Source organism: Pseudomonas fluorescens, assembly GCF_041354075.1.
Taxonomy (GTDB): Bacteria; Pseudomonadota; Gammaproteobacteria; order Pseudomonadales; family Pseudomonadaceae; genus Aquipseudomonas; species Aquipseudomonas fluorescens_CE.
In genome coordinates, this window is sequence record NZ_JARZGC010000013.1 from 96,196 (window position 1) to 112,969 (window position 16,774).

A 16,774-nucleotide genomic window follows, 5' to 3' on the forward strand; every position below is an offset into this window, starting at 1 on the left:
CGGCCATCTTAGGTAGCGATTGGCCACTTGCCCTTGATTGAAATCAACTCGACAGGAAACCCCGTATCAGAGCGCGTACGGGGCTTAAACGGTGCGGGAAAAGCGGCCTTTCTGTTCTCCACCCAGGTACGCATCAAACGCCATGGCGGCGCTGCGCATCATCAAATGGCCCTGGGGCAACAGCACCAGTTCGGTCGGGTGAATCTGCAGCAGTCCGTCACGCACATGCTCTTCGAGCTGCGCCAGCGCCTCGGCGAAATACTCGGTAAAACGAATGCCATGGCGTGCCTCGAACGTGCCGAAGTCGATACGCCCATGGCACATCAGGTCGCTGATCACTTCGCGGCGCAACAGGTCGTCGGCCGTCAGGCGGTAGCCGCGGTGCACCGGCAGCAAACCCTGGTCGATGCGTGCGTAATATTGCGAAAGCTCCTTGACGCTCTGGCTGTAGCTGTCGCCGACCTTGCCGATCGACGACACACCCAGGCCGATCAAATCGCAGTCGGCATGGGTCGAGTAACCCTGGAAATTGCGCTGCAGGGTGCCCCGGCTGCGGGCCAGGGTCAGCTCGTCGTCCGGCAAGGCAAAGTGGTCCATGCCGATGTAGACGTACCCGGCTTCGGTGAGACGGCGAATGGTCAGTTCCAGCAGCTCGAGCTTGCGCTCCGGTGGCGGCATGTCCTCGGGGCGGATCAGGCGTTGCGCGCGGACCATTTCCGGCAGGTGCGCGTAACTGTAGGCCGCGATCCGGTCCGGGCGCAGTGCAATGATCTTGCCCAGGGTGACATCGAAACTGTTCACCGTTTGCAGTGGCAAGCCGTAGATCAGGTCGACGCTGATCGACTTGAATTTCGCCTGCCGTGCCGCCGCGACCAAGGCGTATATCTGCTCTTCGCTCTGCTGGCGGTTGACGGCGGCCTGCACGTCGGGATCGAAGTCCTGCACGCCGAAACTCAGGCGATTGAAACCCAGTTGGCGCAAGGTCTCGATGCGTTCGGTGCTGATGGTGCGCGGGTCGACCTCGATGGAAAATTCGTGGTTGTCGCTGTCGTCCATGTCGAAGCACTGGTGCAGGCACGCCATCAGGTCGGCCAACTGCTCGCTGGTCAGGTAGGTCGGGGTGCCGCCGCCCAGGTGCAATTGCGTGAGCTTGCGCGTGCTGTCGAACAGGGCCGACTGCATGGCGATTTCACGCTTGAGGTAGCTCAGGTACTCGACGGCCCGATGGGTCTTCTGGGTGATGATCTTGTTGCAGGCGCAGTAGTAGCAAAGGCTTTTGCAGAACGGAATGTGGATGTACACCGACAGCGGTTTCGGCGCGGCGGCCTGATTGCTGCTGCGTGCCGCCTGCTGGTAGTCGTCGACGGCAAAGGCCTGATGAAACTGCGGCGCCGTCGGGTAAGAGGTGTAGCGCGGCCCCGGGCGGTCGTATTTCTCGACCAGGGGGCGATTGAAATCGAACGAAGATTTCATCAATTCAACTCACAAAAAGGGTTAATGCCTTGCACTGCCCGATTCCTTTTCAAACAGATTGCAGATGACGTCCACTTCCTGCCGGCCGGCAGGAAGAATGCTGATGAAACGGTCCGATAACTCGATCAGGCCGTCACGACTCAATTGCTCCAGCAGTGGCCAGACCGAGGCGAAGTAGCGGGGAAAGACCAGACCGTAGCGTCGCTCGATGGCACGGATATCCAATTCCAGGTCACACGCCAGCCGTTCCGTGACCGTGTGACGGATCTGCTCCCCCGACTCGAAACGCCATCCCCGGGCCGTCGGCAGCTGATCGTTGTCCAACTGGCGCTGATACCGCTCGATCACCTCGGTGTTCTGCGTGTACAGGTCATCGATCTGACTGATGGCGCCCACACCGAAGCCAATGTGGTCACAGAAGCCATGACGGGTAAAACCGTCGCAAGTGCGACGCAAGCGGCCGCGCTCCTGAGCGATGGCCAGGTCATCGTCGGGGCGCACGAACTGCCCCATGCCGATATAGTGATAACCGGCAGCGATCAACTGTTCGAAGCAGATCTGGCGCATCGCGCCCTTGTCTTCCTGGCTGCACAACGCCCTGACCTTGTCACCGATCATCGGCCGGTAGCGGCGTGGCGGGCGCGCATAGTCGAACACCAGCAACCGGTCCGGCTCCAGCTCGATGATGGTCCTGAGCTTGGCGGCAAAACTGTCCGGTGTTTGCCAGGCATGGCCGAAGCCCAGATCGACATTCACCGAGCGAAAACCAAAGGTGCGGGCGGCATCGATCAGGGAATTGATCGGCGCCGGGTCCTGGTAGCAGGTCACTGACCTCTGGCAATTGCCGTCGATATCCGGGACACCGATGCTGACGTGATTGAAACCCTGCTCGCGCAACGCGCCCATGATCGACCAATCGGTGTGCTGCAAGTCGACCTCGGCGCTGTAGTCGCCGCACTCATGCTCGAGGAAATGAAACCGACGACGCAGATGATTCATCAACTGCTGGAGATGGGCGATGCTCGGGGTGCCACCGCCCAGGTGAAACTGCTCGACCCGCTGATCGGGGCTGAGGTGACAACCGACCAGATCGATCTCGCGCTTCAGGCGCTCCAGGTACTGCTCGAGGGCGGCGTGCTCGCCGAGCGCCTCGGGCGGCGTGCAGCAGGATGACGTGAGGTTCGACGGCAGTTGAACGTTCAGCGACAACGGCCGGCGCTTCTGGCGGCTGACGCGCACGGCGCGCAGCAGGTCCAGGGAGCCGATGCCGTCGTGGAATTTTTGCGTATCGGCATGACAGTTGGGGTCGAGTACGCCCTGATCGCAGCGAGCGACCGGCTCGCCGGGTTTGGCAAAGAAATCGAGCATGACGGGTCTCCGAGACGGGTCGCAGGCCCTTAGTTTCCGGGATTGCCGTTCAACGCTCCTTGACTTGTATCAAGCTGCAAGCCACGGGTTTAAAGGAGCGGACCGCCGGTCACCAGGTCAGGAAAAACATGCCCTTGGCCAGCAAGACGATGACCACCATGTGGCCGAACACGCTGGCATGGATGAAATGCACGTAACGGGCGTTCATGCGCCCGGTCTTGAACAGGATCATGGCCGCCAGGAAATGCCCGAGTACGCTCACGGCGGCGAGGATTTTCAGCATCAGCAAGGTGCCGAACGACGAGGCCAGAGGCGTGGCCAACAGCGGCAGGTAACGCAACCAGACCATGCCGATGCCTGCGCCGAACAACACCAGCAACACCCAGGGCATCAACTGGCGGGCACGGCGGGCCACGCCCTCCTCGACCAGCAGCATCACTTTGGCGGGCAACTTCTTGCGAATGTTTTCCAGAAACAGCACTTCGAAGAACACCGTGCCAATGAAGATCAGCGCGGCAAACAGGTGCAAGGTGAGAAACAGCGGATAAAGCATGGGGTTCTGGCGCTCGAGTCGGGCCTGCGTGCAGCCTACCCGAGACGTCGCCGAGTGCGGTTGATGCCGATCAAGAAATCCGGATCCAAAAATAAACGGAACTGGCACGATGCCATCTAGGTCGGAGTCGCATCATCTGGAGAATTGGTTGATGCGCCCCAGGCACTTCGAAATCACCTATCGCTTGAACGACTCACGTCGACTGTTCGTCCAGCCGGACTCGCACATGAGCGATGACGATGCGTGGTTCTATGCCTGCCTGCATGCGGACATCGGTGTCTGGCACGAGGACGCCTGCGCGGAGGGTGACGGGGCGCAACTGCGTGAGTTCGCGCAGAAGGCGGGTTTGACCGAGGTCAGGTGGGAGGAGTTGCCGTGAATGAATCTTCACCCAATACCCCTGTGGGAGCGGGCTTGCTCGCGAAAGCAATGTGTCAGTCGACATCAAGTTGAATGTCACACCGCTTTCGCGAGCAAGCCCGCTCCCACAGAGGTTGCATCAGGCCGGGAATCGAATCAACAACACTTCGGCCCGGCCTTGCTGCCGTAACGGGCTTCCTGGCGTTCACGAAAGAACACCTCGTAGCTCATCACCGGTTTGTCCGGGTGTTTGCTCTGCATGTGCTCGACGTAGGTGTCATAGTCGGGCATGCCGACCATCAGGCGCGCGGCCTGACCGAGGTATTTACCCAGGCGACTAAAGTCATTGAACATGCTGCACTCCTCGATCAGGCATCCGGTACAGGCTGGAACGGTGCTTCCTTATCCGTACGCTCTTTGGTGCCCCAGGCGGCGACACCGACCTTGAGCGCGAAGAACAGGATGCTGAAGACCACCAGCAGGAACAACGCGGTCAGCGTGGCGTTGGTGTAGGCGTTGTAGATCACGTGCTGCATCTGCTCGATGCTCTTGGCGGGCGCCAGCACCTGACCGTTGGCCAGCGCGTCGCTGTATTTCTTGGCCAAGGCCAGGAAGCCGATGGCCGGGTTGGCATCGAACAGCTTGATGAAACCGGCGGTGGTGGTGCAGATCAGCAGCCAGACCGCCGGCAGCATGGTCACCCACACGTAGCGCTGGCGCTTCATCTTGATCAGCACCACGGTCGCCAGCATCAGCGCGATACCGGCCAGCATCTGGTTGGAGATGCCGAACAGCGGCCACAGGGTGTTGATGCCACCCAGCGGATCGATCACGCCCTGGTACAGCAGGTAACCCCACATCGCCACACAACCGGCGGTGGCGATCAGGTTGGCGGTCCAGGATTCGGTGCGTTTCAGCGCCGGGACGAAGGAGCCGAGCAGGTCCTGAAGCATGAAACGCCCGGCGCGGGTGCCGGCATCCACGGCGGTCAGAATGAACAGCGCTTCGAACAGGATCGCGAAGTGGTACCAGAACGCCATGGTGTTTTCACCCGGCAGGACACTGTGCAGGATCTGCGCGATACCGACCGCCAGGGTCGGCGCACCGCCGGCACGGGCCAGGATGGTCGTTTCACCGATGTCCTTGGCCACCGCTTGCAGCGCTTCCGGGGTGATGGTGAAACCCCAACTGCTGACAGTCTGTGCCACGGTCACGGCATCGGCACCGACGATGGCGGCCGGGCTGTTCATGGCGAAGTACACGCCTGGCTCGATCACCGAAGCGGCAACCATGGCCATGATGGCGACGAACGATTCCATCAGCATGCCGCCGTAACCGATATAGCGGGCGTGACCTTCACTCGCCAGCAGCTTGGGCGTGGTGCCCGACGAGATCAGCGCGTGGAAACCCGAAACCGCGCCGCAGGCGATGGTGATGAACAGGAACGGGAACAGACCGCCCTTCCACACCGGGCCCGTGCCGTCGATGAACTGGGTCAGTGCCGGCATTTTCAGCTCGGGCATGGTCACCAGGATGCCGATCGCCAGGGCAACGATGGTGCCGATCTTGAGGAAGGTGGAGAGGTAGTCACGCGGTGCCAGGATCAGCCACACCGGCAAGACTGCAGCCACGAAACCGTAGCCGATCAACATCCAGGTGATTTGCACGCCGGTGAAGCTGAACGCCTTGGCCCAGACCGGATCGGCGGCAATCTGCCCGCCCAGCCAGATCGAACCGAGCAACAGCAGCACGCCGATGATGGAGATCTCACCGATGCGGCCCGGACGGATGTAGCGCATGTAGATGCCCATGAACATCGCGATCGGGAGGGTCGCCATCACCGTGAACATGCCCCATGGGCTCTCGGCCAGGGCCTTGACCACGATCAGCGCCAGCACCGCGAGGATGATGATCATGATCAGGAAGCAGCCAAACAGCGCGATGGTGCCGGGGATGCGACCCATTTCTTCACGCACCATGTCGCCCAGGGAGCGACCGTTGCGGCGGGTGGAGAGGAACAGGACCATGAAGTCCTGCACCGCACCGGCCAGCACCACGCCGGCAATCAGCCACAGCGTGCCGGGCAGGTAGCCCATCTGCGCCGCCAGGACCGGACCGACCAGCGGCCCTGCGCCGGCGATGGCCGCGAAGTGGTGACCGAACAGCACGTGTTTGTTGGTTGGAACGAAGTCCAGACCGTCGTTGTTGAGCACGGCGGGCGTGGCTCGATTGGGGTCCAGTTGCATCACCTTGTTGGCGATGAACAGGCTGTAGTAGCGGTAGGCAACAAGGTAGATGGCGACGGCCGCGACTACGATCCAGAGGGCGTTGATCGCTTCGCCGCGGCGCAGGGCCACGACACTCAGCGCGAACGCACCCAGAACAGCCACGGCAAACCAGGCGAGGTGTTTAGCCAGACGGGGCATACAAGATCTCCTGCCGACAGCTCGTGACTGCGGCGGTAATTTTTATAATTGTGTCCGCTGTGCGGAGCGGACCCAATATCTGCGCATGGCGTCTACAAATAAATCCGCGTTACTACGTACGTGACTTCTACGTAGTTCTACGTAGATACCCTCTAATCCCCCTTGAAATACAAACCCTGTGGGATCCGTGTTTCAACGGCGAGCCATCGGTCATTCCGCCCGGCAGTACTACTCCAGAAGCGTATCTTTGGCCTATGATGCCGGCCTTCGCCCACCGCCGCCCCGCCCCAGTCCCCTGCAGGAGCCAGGCAGGAGTACCCATGCAGCTCAAACACAAAATCGTCGCCCTCGGGATTCTGCCGCTGGTGCTGGCGGTCGCGGTCATCTGCGCGCTGGTGATTTCGCTCAATCGCCACCTGGGCGATCAACAGGCGCAACTGATCGAAGACAGCATCCTGGCGAGCAAGCGCGCCGAGCTGAAAAACTACGTGGAGATGGCCCAGAGCCTGATCGCGCCGCTGTACGACGACGGTCGCGGAGACGCACACGCCCAGCAGCAGGTGCTGGAGGAGCTGCGCAAGCTCAGCTTTGGCATCAACGGCTACTTCTTTGTCTACGATCGCGATGGCCGCAGCCTGATGCATGCGCGGCAATCGGACCTGGTCGGGCAATACCTGTGGGACATGAAAGACCCGCACGGCCTGCCGGTGATCCAGGCCCTGCTCAAAAGCGCGCAATCGGGTGAAGGCTTTCAGCGTTATGCCTGGAACAAACCCTCCTCCGGCCAGGTGACCGACAAACTGGCCTACGTGGTGATGCTCGACCGCTGGGGCTGGATGCTCGGCACCGGCATTTACCTGGAAGACGTGGAACGCGCCACCCAACAGGCGCGCGACGAGGTGGCTCAGGGCATCCGCACCACCATGCTGGCGATTGCGGCGGTCGCACTGGTGGCGGTGCTGTTCGTGTTTGCCAGCGGCATGACCCTCAACGTCAGCGAGCACCGCTTGGCGGACAAGAAGCTGCAACGCCTGACCCAACGCATCGTCAGCTTGCAGGAGGAAGAGCGCTCGCGGGTTTCCCGGGAGCTGCACGACGGCATCAGTCAGGTGCTGGTCTCCATCAAGTTCCAGTTCGAGCTGGCCAGCCTGGTTCTGGAAAAGGGCCAGGACCGGGGCCTGGGCATTTTGCGCGAGGCCACCGAACGCCTGGGAGAAGCGATTGGCGAAGTTCGCAGCCTCTCTCACGACTTGCGTTCCTCCCTGCTCGACACCCTCGGCCTCTCCGCTGCCATTGGCCAGCTTGCCGAAGAGTTCGAGCAACGCAGCGGCTTGACCGTGACCTACAACGACAATGAGTTCGATTGCCACCTGGTGGACGGCGCCGCCGTGGCCCTGTTTCGCATCGTGCAGGAAGGCCTGACCAACATCGAACGGCACGCGCAAGCAAAAAACGTCTCCATTACCCTGCGCGGCACGGCACAATCCATTCAACTGACGGTGATCGATGACGGCGTCGGTTTCAATGTCGCCCAGGCCGAGCGCCATCAGGCCGGAATTGGCCTGCGCAACATCCGTGAGCGCGTCGAACATTTCGGTGGGCGATTCGAGCTGATCTCGATTCCGGGCAGAACCGGGCTGGACGTGCTGCTGCCCATGAAGATGCCCGGCGCCAAACGCTGATCCGACAACAAGAGAGAGATGCCCTTGATGAACCTGCCCTCCCCGATCCGCGTCGCCCTGGTCGACGATCACTCGCTGGTCCGCGACGGCATCCGGGCGCTGTTGTCGGTCATGTCCCCGCTGGAAGTGGTCGGTGAGGCCGAGAACGGTGCCGAGGCCATCGAGATGGTCGGGCGCTGCCAGCCGGACCTGCTGCTGGTCGATATCAGCCTCAAGGACATCAACGGCCTGGAGCTGACCCGCCTGCTGCGCAGCCAGTACCCGGCGCTGAAAGTGCTGGTACTGAGCATGTACGACAATTACGAATACGTCAGCGAATCGGTGCGTTCAGGGGCCAGCGGCTATGTGCTGAAAAACGCCCCGTCACGGGAAATCATCGCCGCCATCGAAGCGATTGCCAGCGGCGGAACCTTCTACAGCGCCGAGATCGCCCAACGGCTGATCGCCGACAAAAGCACCGACAACGAGCTGACACCGCGTGAAAGCCAGGTGCTGTACAAGATGGCCCAGGGCATGAACAACAAGGAAATGGCCCGCGACCTCGACATCAGCGTGCGCACCGTGGAAACCCACCGCCTGAGCATCCGCCGCAAGCTCAACATCGACAAGCCGGCGGCGCTGGTCAAGTACGCCATCGATCACGGGATCATTTCCAGGTAGGCCCGCCCTGGCGACGTGGGGGCTAATGCCCGCGAATGTAATGCTCCAGCTGGCGGACCAGCTCGGTCTGCTCGACGATGGCTTCCTTGACCAGATCACCGATCGACAGCAGACCGATCAGTGCCCCACCCTCCAGCACCGGCAGATGGCGCAGATGGCTGTCGGTCATCACCGCCATGCAGCGCTCGATGCTCTGCTGACTGTCGGCAGTCACCACAGGTGCGCTCATGATGTCGCGCACCGGCGTACCCACCGACGATCGCCCCTGCAGCACCACCTTGCGTGCGTAATCGCGTTCACTGACCACGCCCACCACCTGCCCCGCCTCGATCACCGGCAAGGCGCCGACATTCTTTTCCGCCATCAGCTTCAGCGCCTCCAGCACCATCTGGTCGGGGGCGATGCTGTGGACCTGCTGGTTCTGCACGATCTTGGTCTTGAGCAACTGTGCGGCTGTTTTCATGTACGTCTCTCCTGCGCCGGCGCCATGGCGCTTGCCTTCAACAAACGCTGACTTCCACGGCGTCGCCGTTCAACCGCACCGGCCACACCCGCAGGCGCTGTTGCGGGTATTCCAGGCAGGTGCCGTCCTCCAGGCGGAAATGCTGTTTGTAGATAGGCGAAGCCACCACCAGATCACCCTTGATGCTGCCCACCAGGCCACGGCCAATGACGTTCGCCCCGGATTGCGGGTCGTGGTTGTCGATGGCGTAGAGGGTCTTGCCCTCGGCACCGGGCAGGTAGAACAGCGCCACCTGGGCTCCATCGAGCCAGACGACCACGCCGGAGTTGCTGACCAGGTCCTGTTGCGCACACACGGCCTGCCAGGCGTCGGTGTCGTTCAGGGGCTGCACGCGTTGGGTATTGAATTGGCTCATCAGACTGTCTCCTCGGTGACCGGGATAAGGTTGAGTTCGGCGGCCATGATCGGCCGGCGCTGACCGCGTTCCTGGACAAAGTGGATGTCCGGGTCCGGGCGTTTATCGTTGACGAAGGTACGGAAGCGCTTGAGTTTTTCGGGGTCTTGCAGGGCGTTTGCCCACTCGCATTCGTAGCGGTCCACCACCAGTTGCATCTGCGCTTCGAGCTCGGCGCCCAGCCCGAGGCTGTCGTGGAGGATCACGTCCTTGAGGTAATCGAGGCCGCCGTCCAGGCTTTCGCGCCAGACCGAGGTGCGTTGCAGCTTATCGGCGGTGCGGATGTAGAACATCAGGAAGCGGTCGATGTAGCGGATCAGCGTTTCGTCGTCCAGGTCAGTGGCGAACAGCTCCGCGTGGCGTGGACGCATGCCACCGTTGCCGGCGATGTACAGGTTCCAGCCCTTCTCGGTGGCGATCACGCCGACGTCCTTGCTTTGCGCCTCGGCGCATTCGCGGGTGCAACCCGACACCGCGAACTTGAGTTTGTGCGGCGAGCGCAGGCCTTTGTAGCGGTCTTCCAGGGTCAAGGCCATTTGCACGCTGTCCTGCACGCCGTAACGGCACCAGGTGCTGCCGACGCAGGATTTCACCGTGCGGGTGGATTTGCCGTAGGCGTGCCCGGTCTCGAAACCGGCTTCTATCAGTTCGGACCAGATGTCCGGCAGCTCATGCAATTGCGCGCCGAACAGGTCGATGCGCTGACCGCCGGTGATCTTGGTGTAGAGGTCGTATTTTTTCGCCACCACGCCAATCGCGATCAGCTTGTCGGCGGTGATTTCGCCACCCGGGATGCGGGGCACCACCGAATAGGTGCCGTTCTTCTGCATGTTGGCCATGAAGGTGTCGTTGGTGTCCTGCAACGGCACCAGCGAGGCGTCCATGATCGGCTGGTTCCAGCAGGAAGCCAGGATATTGCCCACCGCCGGTTTGCAGATGTCGCAGCCGTGGTGGCCACGGCCATGCTTGGCCAGCAATTCGTCGAAGCTGATGATCCCTTCAACGCGCACCAGCGCATACAACTCCTGGCGGGTGTAGGCGAAGTGTTCGCACAGGCTCTTGTCGACACTGACACCGCGCGCGGTCAGCTCATGTTCGAAGACTTGCTTGAGCAAGCTGGCGCACCCGCCGCAACCGGTGCCGGCCTTGGTCTGGGTCTTGAGCACGCCGAGGTCGGTGCAGCCGCTGTCGATCGCCGAACAGACCGAGCCTTTGGTGACGTTGTGGCAGGAGCAGATCGTGGCCGACTGCGGCAACGCGCCCGGGCCCAGGGTCGGGGCGCCTTCGGAGGACGGCAGGATCAGGCCGGCCGGTTCCGCTGGCAATGCAATGGCGTTCTGCGCGTATTGCAGCAGCGTGTCGTAGTAGCTGTTGTCGCCGACCAGTACCGCACCAATCACATGCTTGCCGCCCGCGTCCACCACCAGGCGCCGGTAGCTGGCACTGGCTTCGTCGATGAACTGGTAGCTGCGCGAACCCGGGGTGCTGCCCTGGGCATCGCCAATGGAGCCGACGTCCACACCCAGCAACTTGAGCTTGGTCGACATGTCCGCGCCCATGAAGGGTTCTGCCGCCTCATTGCACAATTGCGCGGCGACGTTGCGGGCCATCTGGTAGCCCGGTGCGACCAGGCCGAAGAGGCTGCCGTTCCACGAAGCGCACTCGCCGATGGCATAGATGGCGGGGTCGCTGGTCAGGCAATGGTTGTCGATGACCGCACCGCCACGCGGGCCGATTTCCAGCGCGCATTGACGGGCCAGTGCATCCTGGGCACGGATGCCTGCCGAGAACACGATCAGGTCGGTTTCGAGGAATTCCTCGTTGGCGAAATTCATCCGGTAGCGATAGGCATCGCCCGCGCTGATCGACTGCGTGGCGCGGGACAGGTGCACGCCAACGCCCAGCCGTTCGATCTGCGCCTTGAGGGCCAGCCCGCCCATTTCGTCCAGTTGCACCGGCATCAGGCGCGGCGCAAATTCCACCACGTGTGCTTCCAGGCCGAGGCTTTTCAGGGCGTTGGCCGCTTCCAGGCCCAGCAGGCCACCGCCGACCACCACACCACGGCGCGCATTGGACGCGGCGATGCGGATCGCATCGAGGTCTTCGAGGGTGCGATACACCAGGCGCGAATCGCCCTCGGCGCCTTCGACCGGCGGCACGAACGGATAGGAACCGGTGGCCAGGATCAAGGTGTCGTAGGCGGTGCTGCCCTGTGCAGTGATCACCTGGCGAGCGGCGCGGTCGATCTCCAGCACCGGCACACCCAGGTGCAGGGTCACACCGGGCCGCTGATACAGCGCGGCGTCACCCAGGGCCAGGGATTCGGCGTCGCGGCCGGTGAAGTATTCGGACAGGTGCACGCGATCATAGGCTCGCATCGGCTCCTCGCTGAACACGTGGATGCGGTAATGCTCCAGCGCGCCCTTCTCGATCAACTGCTCGACGCAATGATGGCCGACCATGCCATTGCCGATCACGACCAGCGTTTGCAATTTGTTCAACACGGCAACATTGGAGTTCATAAGGAGCACCTGGCTAATACGGTTAAAAAAGCAAAAAAAAACGCCTGAAACCTTGCGGTTCCAGGCGTCTTTGCCTGTTCTTTTGCGGTGTTGAGCCCAGACAGCTATGCCTGATCCACCGATGTTGCCCACGATTCGATCGTCATTGACCGGGCGGGCTGCCCACTCGACTCGTTGGTGGTGGGCCTGCCAGGTGTACTGCAGTGTTTGTGCCAGATTGCGCCAACCCTGCCCGAATGCACCGCCCCATGGGCATTTGCGCCTCGGGCAGCCGCTGAAGATCAACGGCGCGTTTGCCTTCGCATAGTGCAACGCCGGGCGCCGGGGCTTTATAAAAGTGCACGATCAAAGGTATTTGAGCCAGGCAATGTCACGGCGACGCGCTTTCAAGCCGGCGAAGGCCTTGACCGGCCGATACAGGGCGATGGCCAGTACCACGGCGGCCAGCCACACCGCGCCGATCGAGCTGAAACCGAACCAGTTGCCCTGGTTCAGGCCGAACAGCGCCACCGCCATGAGGTACAGCACCTTCAACGCATACAGATGCAACAGGTAGAAAAACATCGGTGCCGCGCCGAATACCGCCAAAGGACGCAACCAGCGACGCTGCTGCGCCCGCTCGAACCCCAGGAGCAGCAGGCAGCCGATGCTCAAGGTCAGTGTCAGGAACAGCAGCGACGGCGGATACTTGGTGATATTGAGAAAGCTCATCAGCGTTTGCATGGACGACTCGCCCAGGCTCCAGGGCTTCTCGCCGTAGCCGTTGAGCAGGCGCAGGGCGAAGAACCCCACCAGCCCGACCCCACCGCCGATCAACAAGGCGCGTTGACGCACGGCAGCGTCGGCCATTTTCCCAAACCACGGCCCCATGGCATAACCCAGGCCGATGACCCCGATCCACGGCAGCAGCGGATAAGAGGTGCGCAGTCGCAAGCCTTCGGACACCTCGATCCAGCCGCGATCATGCAGGACCGCCCAAGGCGCGTGCAGCGCCGACTCGACGGGAAAGTGCAGCGTGTCCAGCAGGTTGTGTCCGGCGATGATCACTACGCTCAGCAGCAGCAACAGCGGACGCGGCAACCAGACCAGCGCCGACAACGCAATCATGCTCAGGCCAATGGCCCAGATCACTTGCAGATAGATGACCGTTGGCGGCAACTGGAAGGTCCAGGCGAAATTGACCAGGGTGAACTCCAACACCACCAGGAAAAGCCCGCGCTTGAACAGAAAAGCACAGACATCGGCCTTGCCCGCGTACTTCTCGCCGTAGAGACAGGCCGACAGCCCGGTGAGAAGCACGAACACCGGGGCGCACAGATGCGCCAGGGTACGACTGAAGAACAACGCAGGCTCGGTCGTGGCGATGTTCATGGGATCGGCCACCTGATGATGCAGGAAGAAGGTCTCGCGCACGTGGTCGAGCAGCATGAACAGAATCACCAGGCCCCTCAGCGCATCGATGCTGAGAAGACGGTCAACGGCGGGACGGGGGGGTGCAAGGGTCATGGGTATTCGCAACATCGGGACAGAGGGCGAGCACCTTATATTGTTACCCTATAACATCTCAAGCTTTTTCACCTGCCCCCTGCGCCCCCACCTGTAGGAGCGAGCATGCTCGCGATGGACTCGCAGACACCGCTGGGTGTCAGACTGCCAACGTCATCGTTGACGAACTCCGGCGAAACGCCGCCCGGGACCAGTCTGCTCCTGCAGTGGACGCGTATCAGCCCCCTACCCGCCCGCAATGCTCCAGCAACGCTTCCAGCGGATGGCGCAACTGCTTGTCCGCCTGGCGCTTGACCTGGCTGCGGCAGGAGTAACCCGTCGCCAACGCCTCGCCCGGCTTGTCCAGTTTGCCGGCCCAGGATTGCTCGAAGATGGTCCGCGAGGTCTCCTGGTTGCGCGCTTCATGGCCGTAGGTCCCGGACATGCCGCAGCAGCCAGTCGCCTCCGTCACCAGCTTGAGCCCCAGTTTTGCGAACACCGTCTGCCATTGCGCAGTGCTCGCCGGGACGTTGGTTTTCTCGGTGCAGTGGGCCAGCAAGCGGAAGGTCTGGCTCACGGGGCGGGGGTTGTCCGGCAGCGCGTCCAGCAGCCATTCCTGGGGCAGCAGCACCTTGGGGCAATCTTCGAGGCCGGGCACTTTCGGGTATTCCTGGCGATAGACCAGGGTCATCGCCGGATCCAGACCCACCAGCGGCACACCGCAATCGGCCAATGCCTTGAGTTGAGTGCCGTTGCGAATCGCCGCCCTGGCGAAGGCACCGAGGAATCCCTGGACCTGCAACGGCTTGCCGTTGGCACTGTACGGCGCCAGGAACACCCGATAGCCGAGTTGATGCGCCAACTGGATGAAGTTCGCCAACAACGGGGTTTCGAAGTAGCGCGTGAAGGCATCCTGCACCAGCACCACACTGCGCTCGCGCTGCGCCGCGCTCAACTCGCGCAGGGCCGGCACGCTGGCGACCGCGACCTTGCAACGGGTCAGCGTGGTCTGCAAGTCGAAGCGGTGGATCAGCGGGCTGTCGAGCATGCCGACATGGCGCTCAAGGAGGCGGCTGATCCATTTCGAGCCCATCACCGCATTGTACAGCCCCGGCGCGTAGGCCAAGTAAGGGATGGTGAACTCCAGCGAGCCGATCAGGTAATCGCGCAGCGGCCGTTGATACCGACCGTGATACAGCTCAAGGAAGCGCGAGCGGAATTCCGGAACGTTGACCTTGATCGGGCATTGCCCCGCGCAGGATTTACAGGCCAGGCAACCGGCCATGGCGTCGTAGACCTCATGGGAAAAATCCGCCTCGCCCCGCGAACGCGCCAGGTTGTTGCGCAGCCGGGCGGGCAGCCCGCGCAGCCACGACACCTTGCTGCGTGCGGCGGCCAGCACATCGATGTCGGCCGCGCCTTGCAGGCGCAACCACTCGCGAATCAACGACGCCCGCCCCTTGGGCGAATGCTGGCGCTCGCGGGTAGCTTTCCACGACGGGCACATGGCGTCGTTGGGGTCGTAGTTGTAGCAGGCGCCGTTGCCGTTGCAGTGCACGGCGCTGCCGAAGCTTTGCCACACGCGCTCGTCGATCTGCCGGTCCATGTCGCCGCGCAGCGTCACCTCGTTGACCTTGAGCAAACCCTGCTCGGCGTCCGGCGGGGTGCAGATCTTGCCGGGGTTGAGCTGGTTGTGCGGGTCGAATGCGCCCTTGAGTGATTGCAGCGCCGGGTACAGCTCGCCGAAAAACGCCGGGACGTATTCCGAACGCAGCCCCTTGCCGTGCTCGCCCCACAGCAGCCCGCCGTAACGCTGGGTCAGCGCGGCCACCGCATCGGAAATCGGCTTGACCAGTGCCGCCTGGGCCGGGTCTTTCATGTCCAGCGCCGGCCGCACGTGCAGCACCCCGGCATCCACGTGCCCGAACATGCCGTAGGCCAGACCATGACTGTCGAGCAAGGCACGGAACTCGGCAATGTAGTCGGCGAGTTTTTCCGGCGGCACGGCGGTGTCTTCCACGAACGGCTGCGGACGAATCTCGCCCTCGACGTTGCCCAGCAACCCCACCGAACGCTTGCGCATGGTGTAGACGCGATTCACCGCCTCGGCGCCTTCAGCCAGGGTGTGGCCCAGGCGCTCGATGGTGGTGTCGGCTTGCAGGTGCGTCACGAAGGCCGCCACCTCGGCGTTGACCTGCGCCACGTCCTCGCCGCTGAATTCCACCAGGTTGATGCCCAGGGTCGCGCGCTCCGCGTCACTGGGGAAATACTCGGCGACGCTGTGCCAGACGATGTCTTTCATCGCCAGCAGCAAGACCTTGGAGTCCACGGTTTCGATCGACAGCGGCTTGTGCGCCAGCAAGGCGTTGGCATCACGCAGCGCGTCCATGAAGCTGGCGTAACGCACGTTGACCAGCACCGAATACTTCGGAATCGGCAACACGTTGAGCTTGGCTTCGACGATATAGCCCAGTGACCCCTCCGCACCGCACAGCACGCTGTTGAGGTTGAAACGCCCCTGTTCGTCGCGCAGGTGCGCCAGGTCATAACCGGTCAGGCAGCGGTTGAGCTTGGGAAACACCGATTCGATGAGGTCAGCCTGGGTTTCCTGAATGTGCCGCGCCGTGCGATACACCTCGCCGATGCGACCGGGCCTGGCGCACGCCTGTGCCAGCTCGTCGTCGGTCAGCGGCTGGCTGTGCAGGCGCTCGCCGCCGAGCAGCACGCTATGCAGTTCGAGGACGTGATCGCGGGTCTTGCCGTAGGTGCAACTGCCCTGGCCGCTGGCGTCGGTGTTGATCATGCCGCCCACGGTGGCGCGGTTGGACGTCGACAGCTCCGGGGCGAAGAACAGCCCGTGGGGCTTGAGCGCGGCGTTGAGCTGATCCTTGACCACCCCCGCCTCCACCCGCACCCAGCGTTCGGCGACGTTGATTTCCAGCACCTTGTTCATGTGTCGCGACAGGTCGACCACCACCCCGTCGGTCAGCGACTGGCCGTTGGTCCCGGTGCCCCCGCCCCGTGGCGTCAACTTGATCCGGCGAAAACGCGGCTCGGCCATCAGGGTCGCAATGCGTGCGATGTCGTCCGCATCCAGCGGGAACACGGCCGCCTGCGGCAAGCGCTGATAGATCGAATTGTCGGTCGCCAGCACGGTGCGGGTGGCGTAGTCGGCACTGACTTGACCGCGAAAGCCGCTGGCTTGCAGGGCCTGGAGAAATTCCGGGTAGTGCTGCGTGGGCGTCGCGGTCGTCAGTTGGGCGATCATGGCGGTGGTCTCATCACGGAAAATTCATAATACTTGTCGCCTGAGCATTAATAGGCCAGC

The 16,774-nt window shown here is 62.5% G+C and carries 13 protein-coding genes; 3 read left to right on the plus strand and 10 right to left on the minus strand.

What is annotated here, in order from left to right; translation table 11 throughout:
* Window positions 1–84: 84 nt before the first annotated feature.
* The 3 genes from hemN to QIW53_RS17785 form a co-directional block, all read right to left on the minus strand.
* Window positions 85–1,473 (minus strand): oxygen-independent coproporphyrinogen III oxidase, encoded by a 1,389-nt coding sequence (gene hemN, locus QIW53_RS17775; protein WP_371050908.1) that lies wholly within the window; start codon window positions 1,471–1,473, stop codon window positions 85–87.
* A 21-nt stretch (window positions 1,474–1,494) separates the two neighbouring features.
* Entirely contained in the window at window positions 1,495–2,841 is a 1,347-nt protein-coding gene (locus QIW53_RS17780) for a coproporphyrinogen III oxidase (RefSeq protein WP_371050910.1), read from the minus strand.
* Window positions 2,842–2,950: 109 nt separating this feature from the next.
* A complete protein-coding gene (locus tag QIW53_RS17785; RefSeq protein WP_371050911.1) occupies window positions 2,951–3,394 on the minus strand; it encodes a CopD family copper resistance protein in 444 nt (147 codons plus the stop codon).
* Window positions 3,395–3,545: 151 nt separating this feature from the next.
* Here QIW53_RS17785 and QIW53_RS17790 point away from each other — a divergent pair, with 151 nt between their 5' ends.
* A complete protein-coding gene (locus QIW53_RS17790) occupies window positions 3,546–3,773 on the plus strand; it encodes a DUF6555 family protein (RefSeq protein ID WP_371050912.1) in 228 nt (75 codons plus the stop codon).
* Between the two features lie 137 nt (window positions 3,774–3,910).
* Here QIW53_RS17790 and QIW53_RS17795 read toward each other — a convergent pair whose 3' ends face one another.
* A complete protein-coding gene (locus QIW53_RS17795; RefSeq protein WP_371050913.1) occupies window positions 3,911–4,108 on the minus strand; it encodes a YbdD/YjiX family protein in 198 nt (65 codons plus the stop codon).
* A 14-nt stretch (window positions 4,109–4,122) separates the two neighbouring features.
* On the minus strand, window positions 4,123–6,180 hold the full coding sequence (locus QIW53_RS17800) for a carbon starvation CstA family protein (RefSeq protein ID WP_371050914.1): 2,058 nt from the start codon (window positions 6,178–6,180) through the stop codon (window positions 4,123–4,125).
* A gap of 320 nt (window positions 6,181–6,500) precedes the next feature.
* Between QIW53_RS17800 and QIW53_RS17805 the strand changes: the two genes are divergently transcribed.
* Together QIW53_RS17805 and QIW53_RS17810 are read left to right on the plus strand one after the other, a co-directional pair.
* On the plus strand, window positions 6,501–7,862 hold the full coding sequence (locus QIW53_RS17805) for a cache domain-containing protein (RefSeq protein WP_201191975.1): 1,362 nt from the start codon (window positions 6,501–6,503) through the stop codon (window positions 7,860–7,862).
* A gap of 27 nt (window positions 7,863–7,889) precedes the next feature.
* The gene (locus QIW53_RS17810; RefSeq protein ID WP_371050915.1) at window positions 7,890–8,522 is read left to right on the plus strand and encodes a response regulator; all 633 of its coding nucleotides are present in this window, start codon (window positions 7,890–7,892) and stop codon (window positions 8,520–8,522) included.
* Window positions 8,523–8,544: 22 nt separating this feature from the next.
* On the opposite strand, the gene QIW53_RS17815 is transcribed toward QIW53_RS17810, so the two are convergent.
* From QIW53_RS17815 to ydiJ, 5 genes are all read right to left on the minus strand, one after another.
* A complete protein-coding gene (locus QIW53_RS17815) occupies window positions 8,545–8,985 on the minus strand; it encodes a CBS domain-containing protein (RefSeq protein ID WP_192308273.1) in 441 nt (146 codons plus the stop codon).
* A 37-nt stretch (window positions 8,986–9,022) separates the two neighbouring features.
* Entirely contained in the window at window positions 9,023–9,400 is a 378-nt protein-coding gene (nirD, locus tag QIW53_RS17820; RefSeq protein WP_371050916.1) for a nitrite reductase small subunit NirD, read from the minus strand.
* Window positions 9,400–11,961: a nitrite reductase large subunit NirB gene (gene nirB, locus QIW53_RS17825; protein WP_371050917.1), complete on the minus strand. Its 2,562-nt coding sequence runs from the start codon at window positions 11,959–11,961 to the stop codon at window positions 9,400–9,402. Before nirB ends, nirD begins: the two co-directional genes overlap by 1 nt.
* Window positions 11,962–12,306: 345 nt before the next feature.
* Entirely contained in the window at window positions 12,307–13,467 is a 1,161-nt protein-coding gene (locus QIW53_RS17830) for a DUF1624 domain-containing protein (protein WP_371050918.1), read from the minus strand.
* Between the two features lie 217 nt (window positions 13,468–13,684).
* Window positions 13,685–16,714: a D-2-hydroxyglutarate dehydrogenase YdiJ gene (ydiJ, locus tag QIW53_RS17835; RefSeq protein WP_371050920.1), complete on the minus strand. Its 3,030-nt coding sequence runs from the start codon at window positions 16,712–16,714 to the stop codon at window positions 13,685–13,687.
* Between the last annotated feature and the right edge of the window lie 60 nt (window positions 16,715–16,774).

What these genes read in the sequence shown, in the direction of transcription:
- nirD (WP_371050916.1), bottom strand. Translation starts at nt 9,400, where the DNA reads ATGAGCCAATTCAATACCCAACGCGTGCAGCCCCTGAACGACACCGAC.
- QIW53_RS17815 (WP_192308273.1), bottom strand. Translation starts at nt 8,985, where the DNA reads ATGAAAACAGCCGCACAGTTGCTCAAGACCAAGATCGTGCAGAACCAG.
- QIW53_RS17830 (WP_371050918.1), bottom strand. Translation starts at nt 13,467, where the DNA reads ATGACCCTTGCACCCCCCCGTCCCGCCGTTGACCGTCTTCTCAGCATC.
- QIW53_RS17785 (WP_371050911.1), bottom strand. Translation starts at nt 3,394, where the DNA reads ATGCTTTATCCGCTGTTTCTCACCTTGCACCTGTTTGCCGCGCTGATC.
- nirB (WP_371050917.1), bottom strand. Translation starts at nt 11,961, where the DNA reads ATGAACTCCAATGTTGCCGTGTTGAACAAATTGCAAACGCTGGTCGTG.
- QIW53_RS17805 (WP_201191975.1), top strand. Translation starts at nt 6,501, where the DNA reads ATGCAGCTCAAACACAAAATCGTCGCCCTCGGGATTCTGCCGCTGGTG.
- QIW53_RS17790 (WP_371050912.1), top strand. Translation starts at nt 3,546, where the DNA reads ATGCGCCCCAGGCACTTCGAAATCACCTATCGCTTGAACGACTCACGT.
- QIW53_RS17800 (WP_371050914.1), bottom strand. Translation starts at nt 6,180, where the DNA reads ATGCCCCGTCTGGCTAAACACCTCGCCTGGTTTGCCGTGGCTGTTCTG.
- QIW53_RS17795 (WP_371050913.1), bottom strand. Translation starts at nt 4,108, where the DNA reads ATGTTCAATGACTTTAGTCGCCTGGGTAAATACCTCGGTCAGGCCGCG.
- ydiJ (WP_371050920.1), bottom strand. Translation starts at nt 16,714, where the DNA reads ATGATCGCCCAACTGACGACCGCGACGCCCACGCAGCACTACCCGGAA.
- QIW53_RS17810 (WP_371050915.1), top strand. Translation starts at nt 7,890, where the DNA reads ATGAACCTGCCCTCCCCGATCCGCGTCGCCCTGGTCGACGATCACTCG.
- QIW53_RS17780 (WP_371050910.1), bottom strand. Translation starts at nt 2,841, where the DNA reads ATGCTCGATTTCTTTGCCAAACCCGGCGAGCCGGTCGCTCGCTGCGAT.
- hemN (WP_371050908.1), bottom strand. Translation starts at nt 1,473, where the DNA reads ATGAAATCTTCGTTCGATTTCAATCGCCCCCTGGTCGAGAAATACGAC.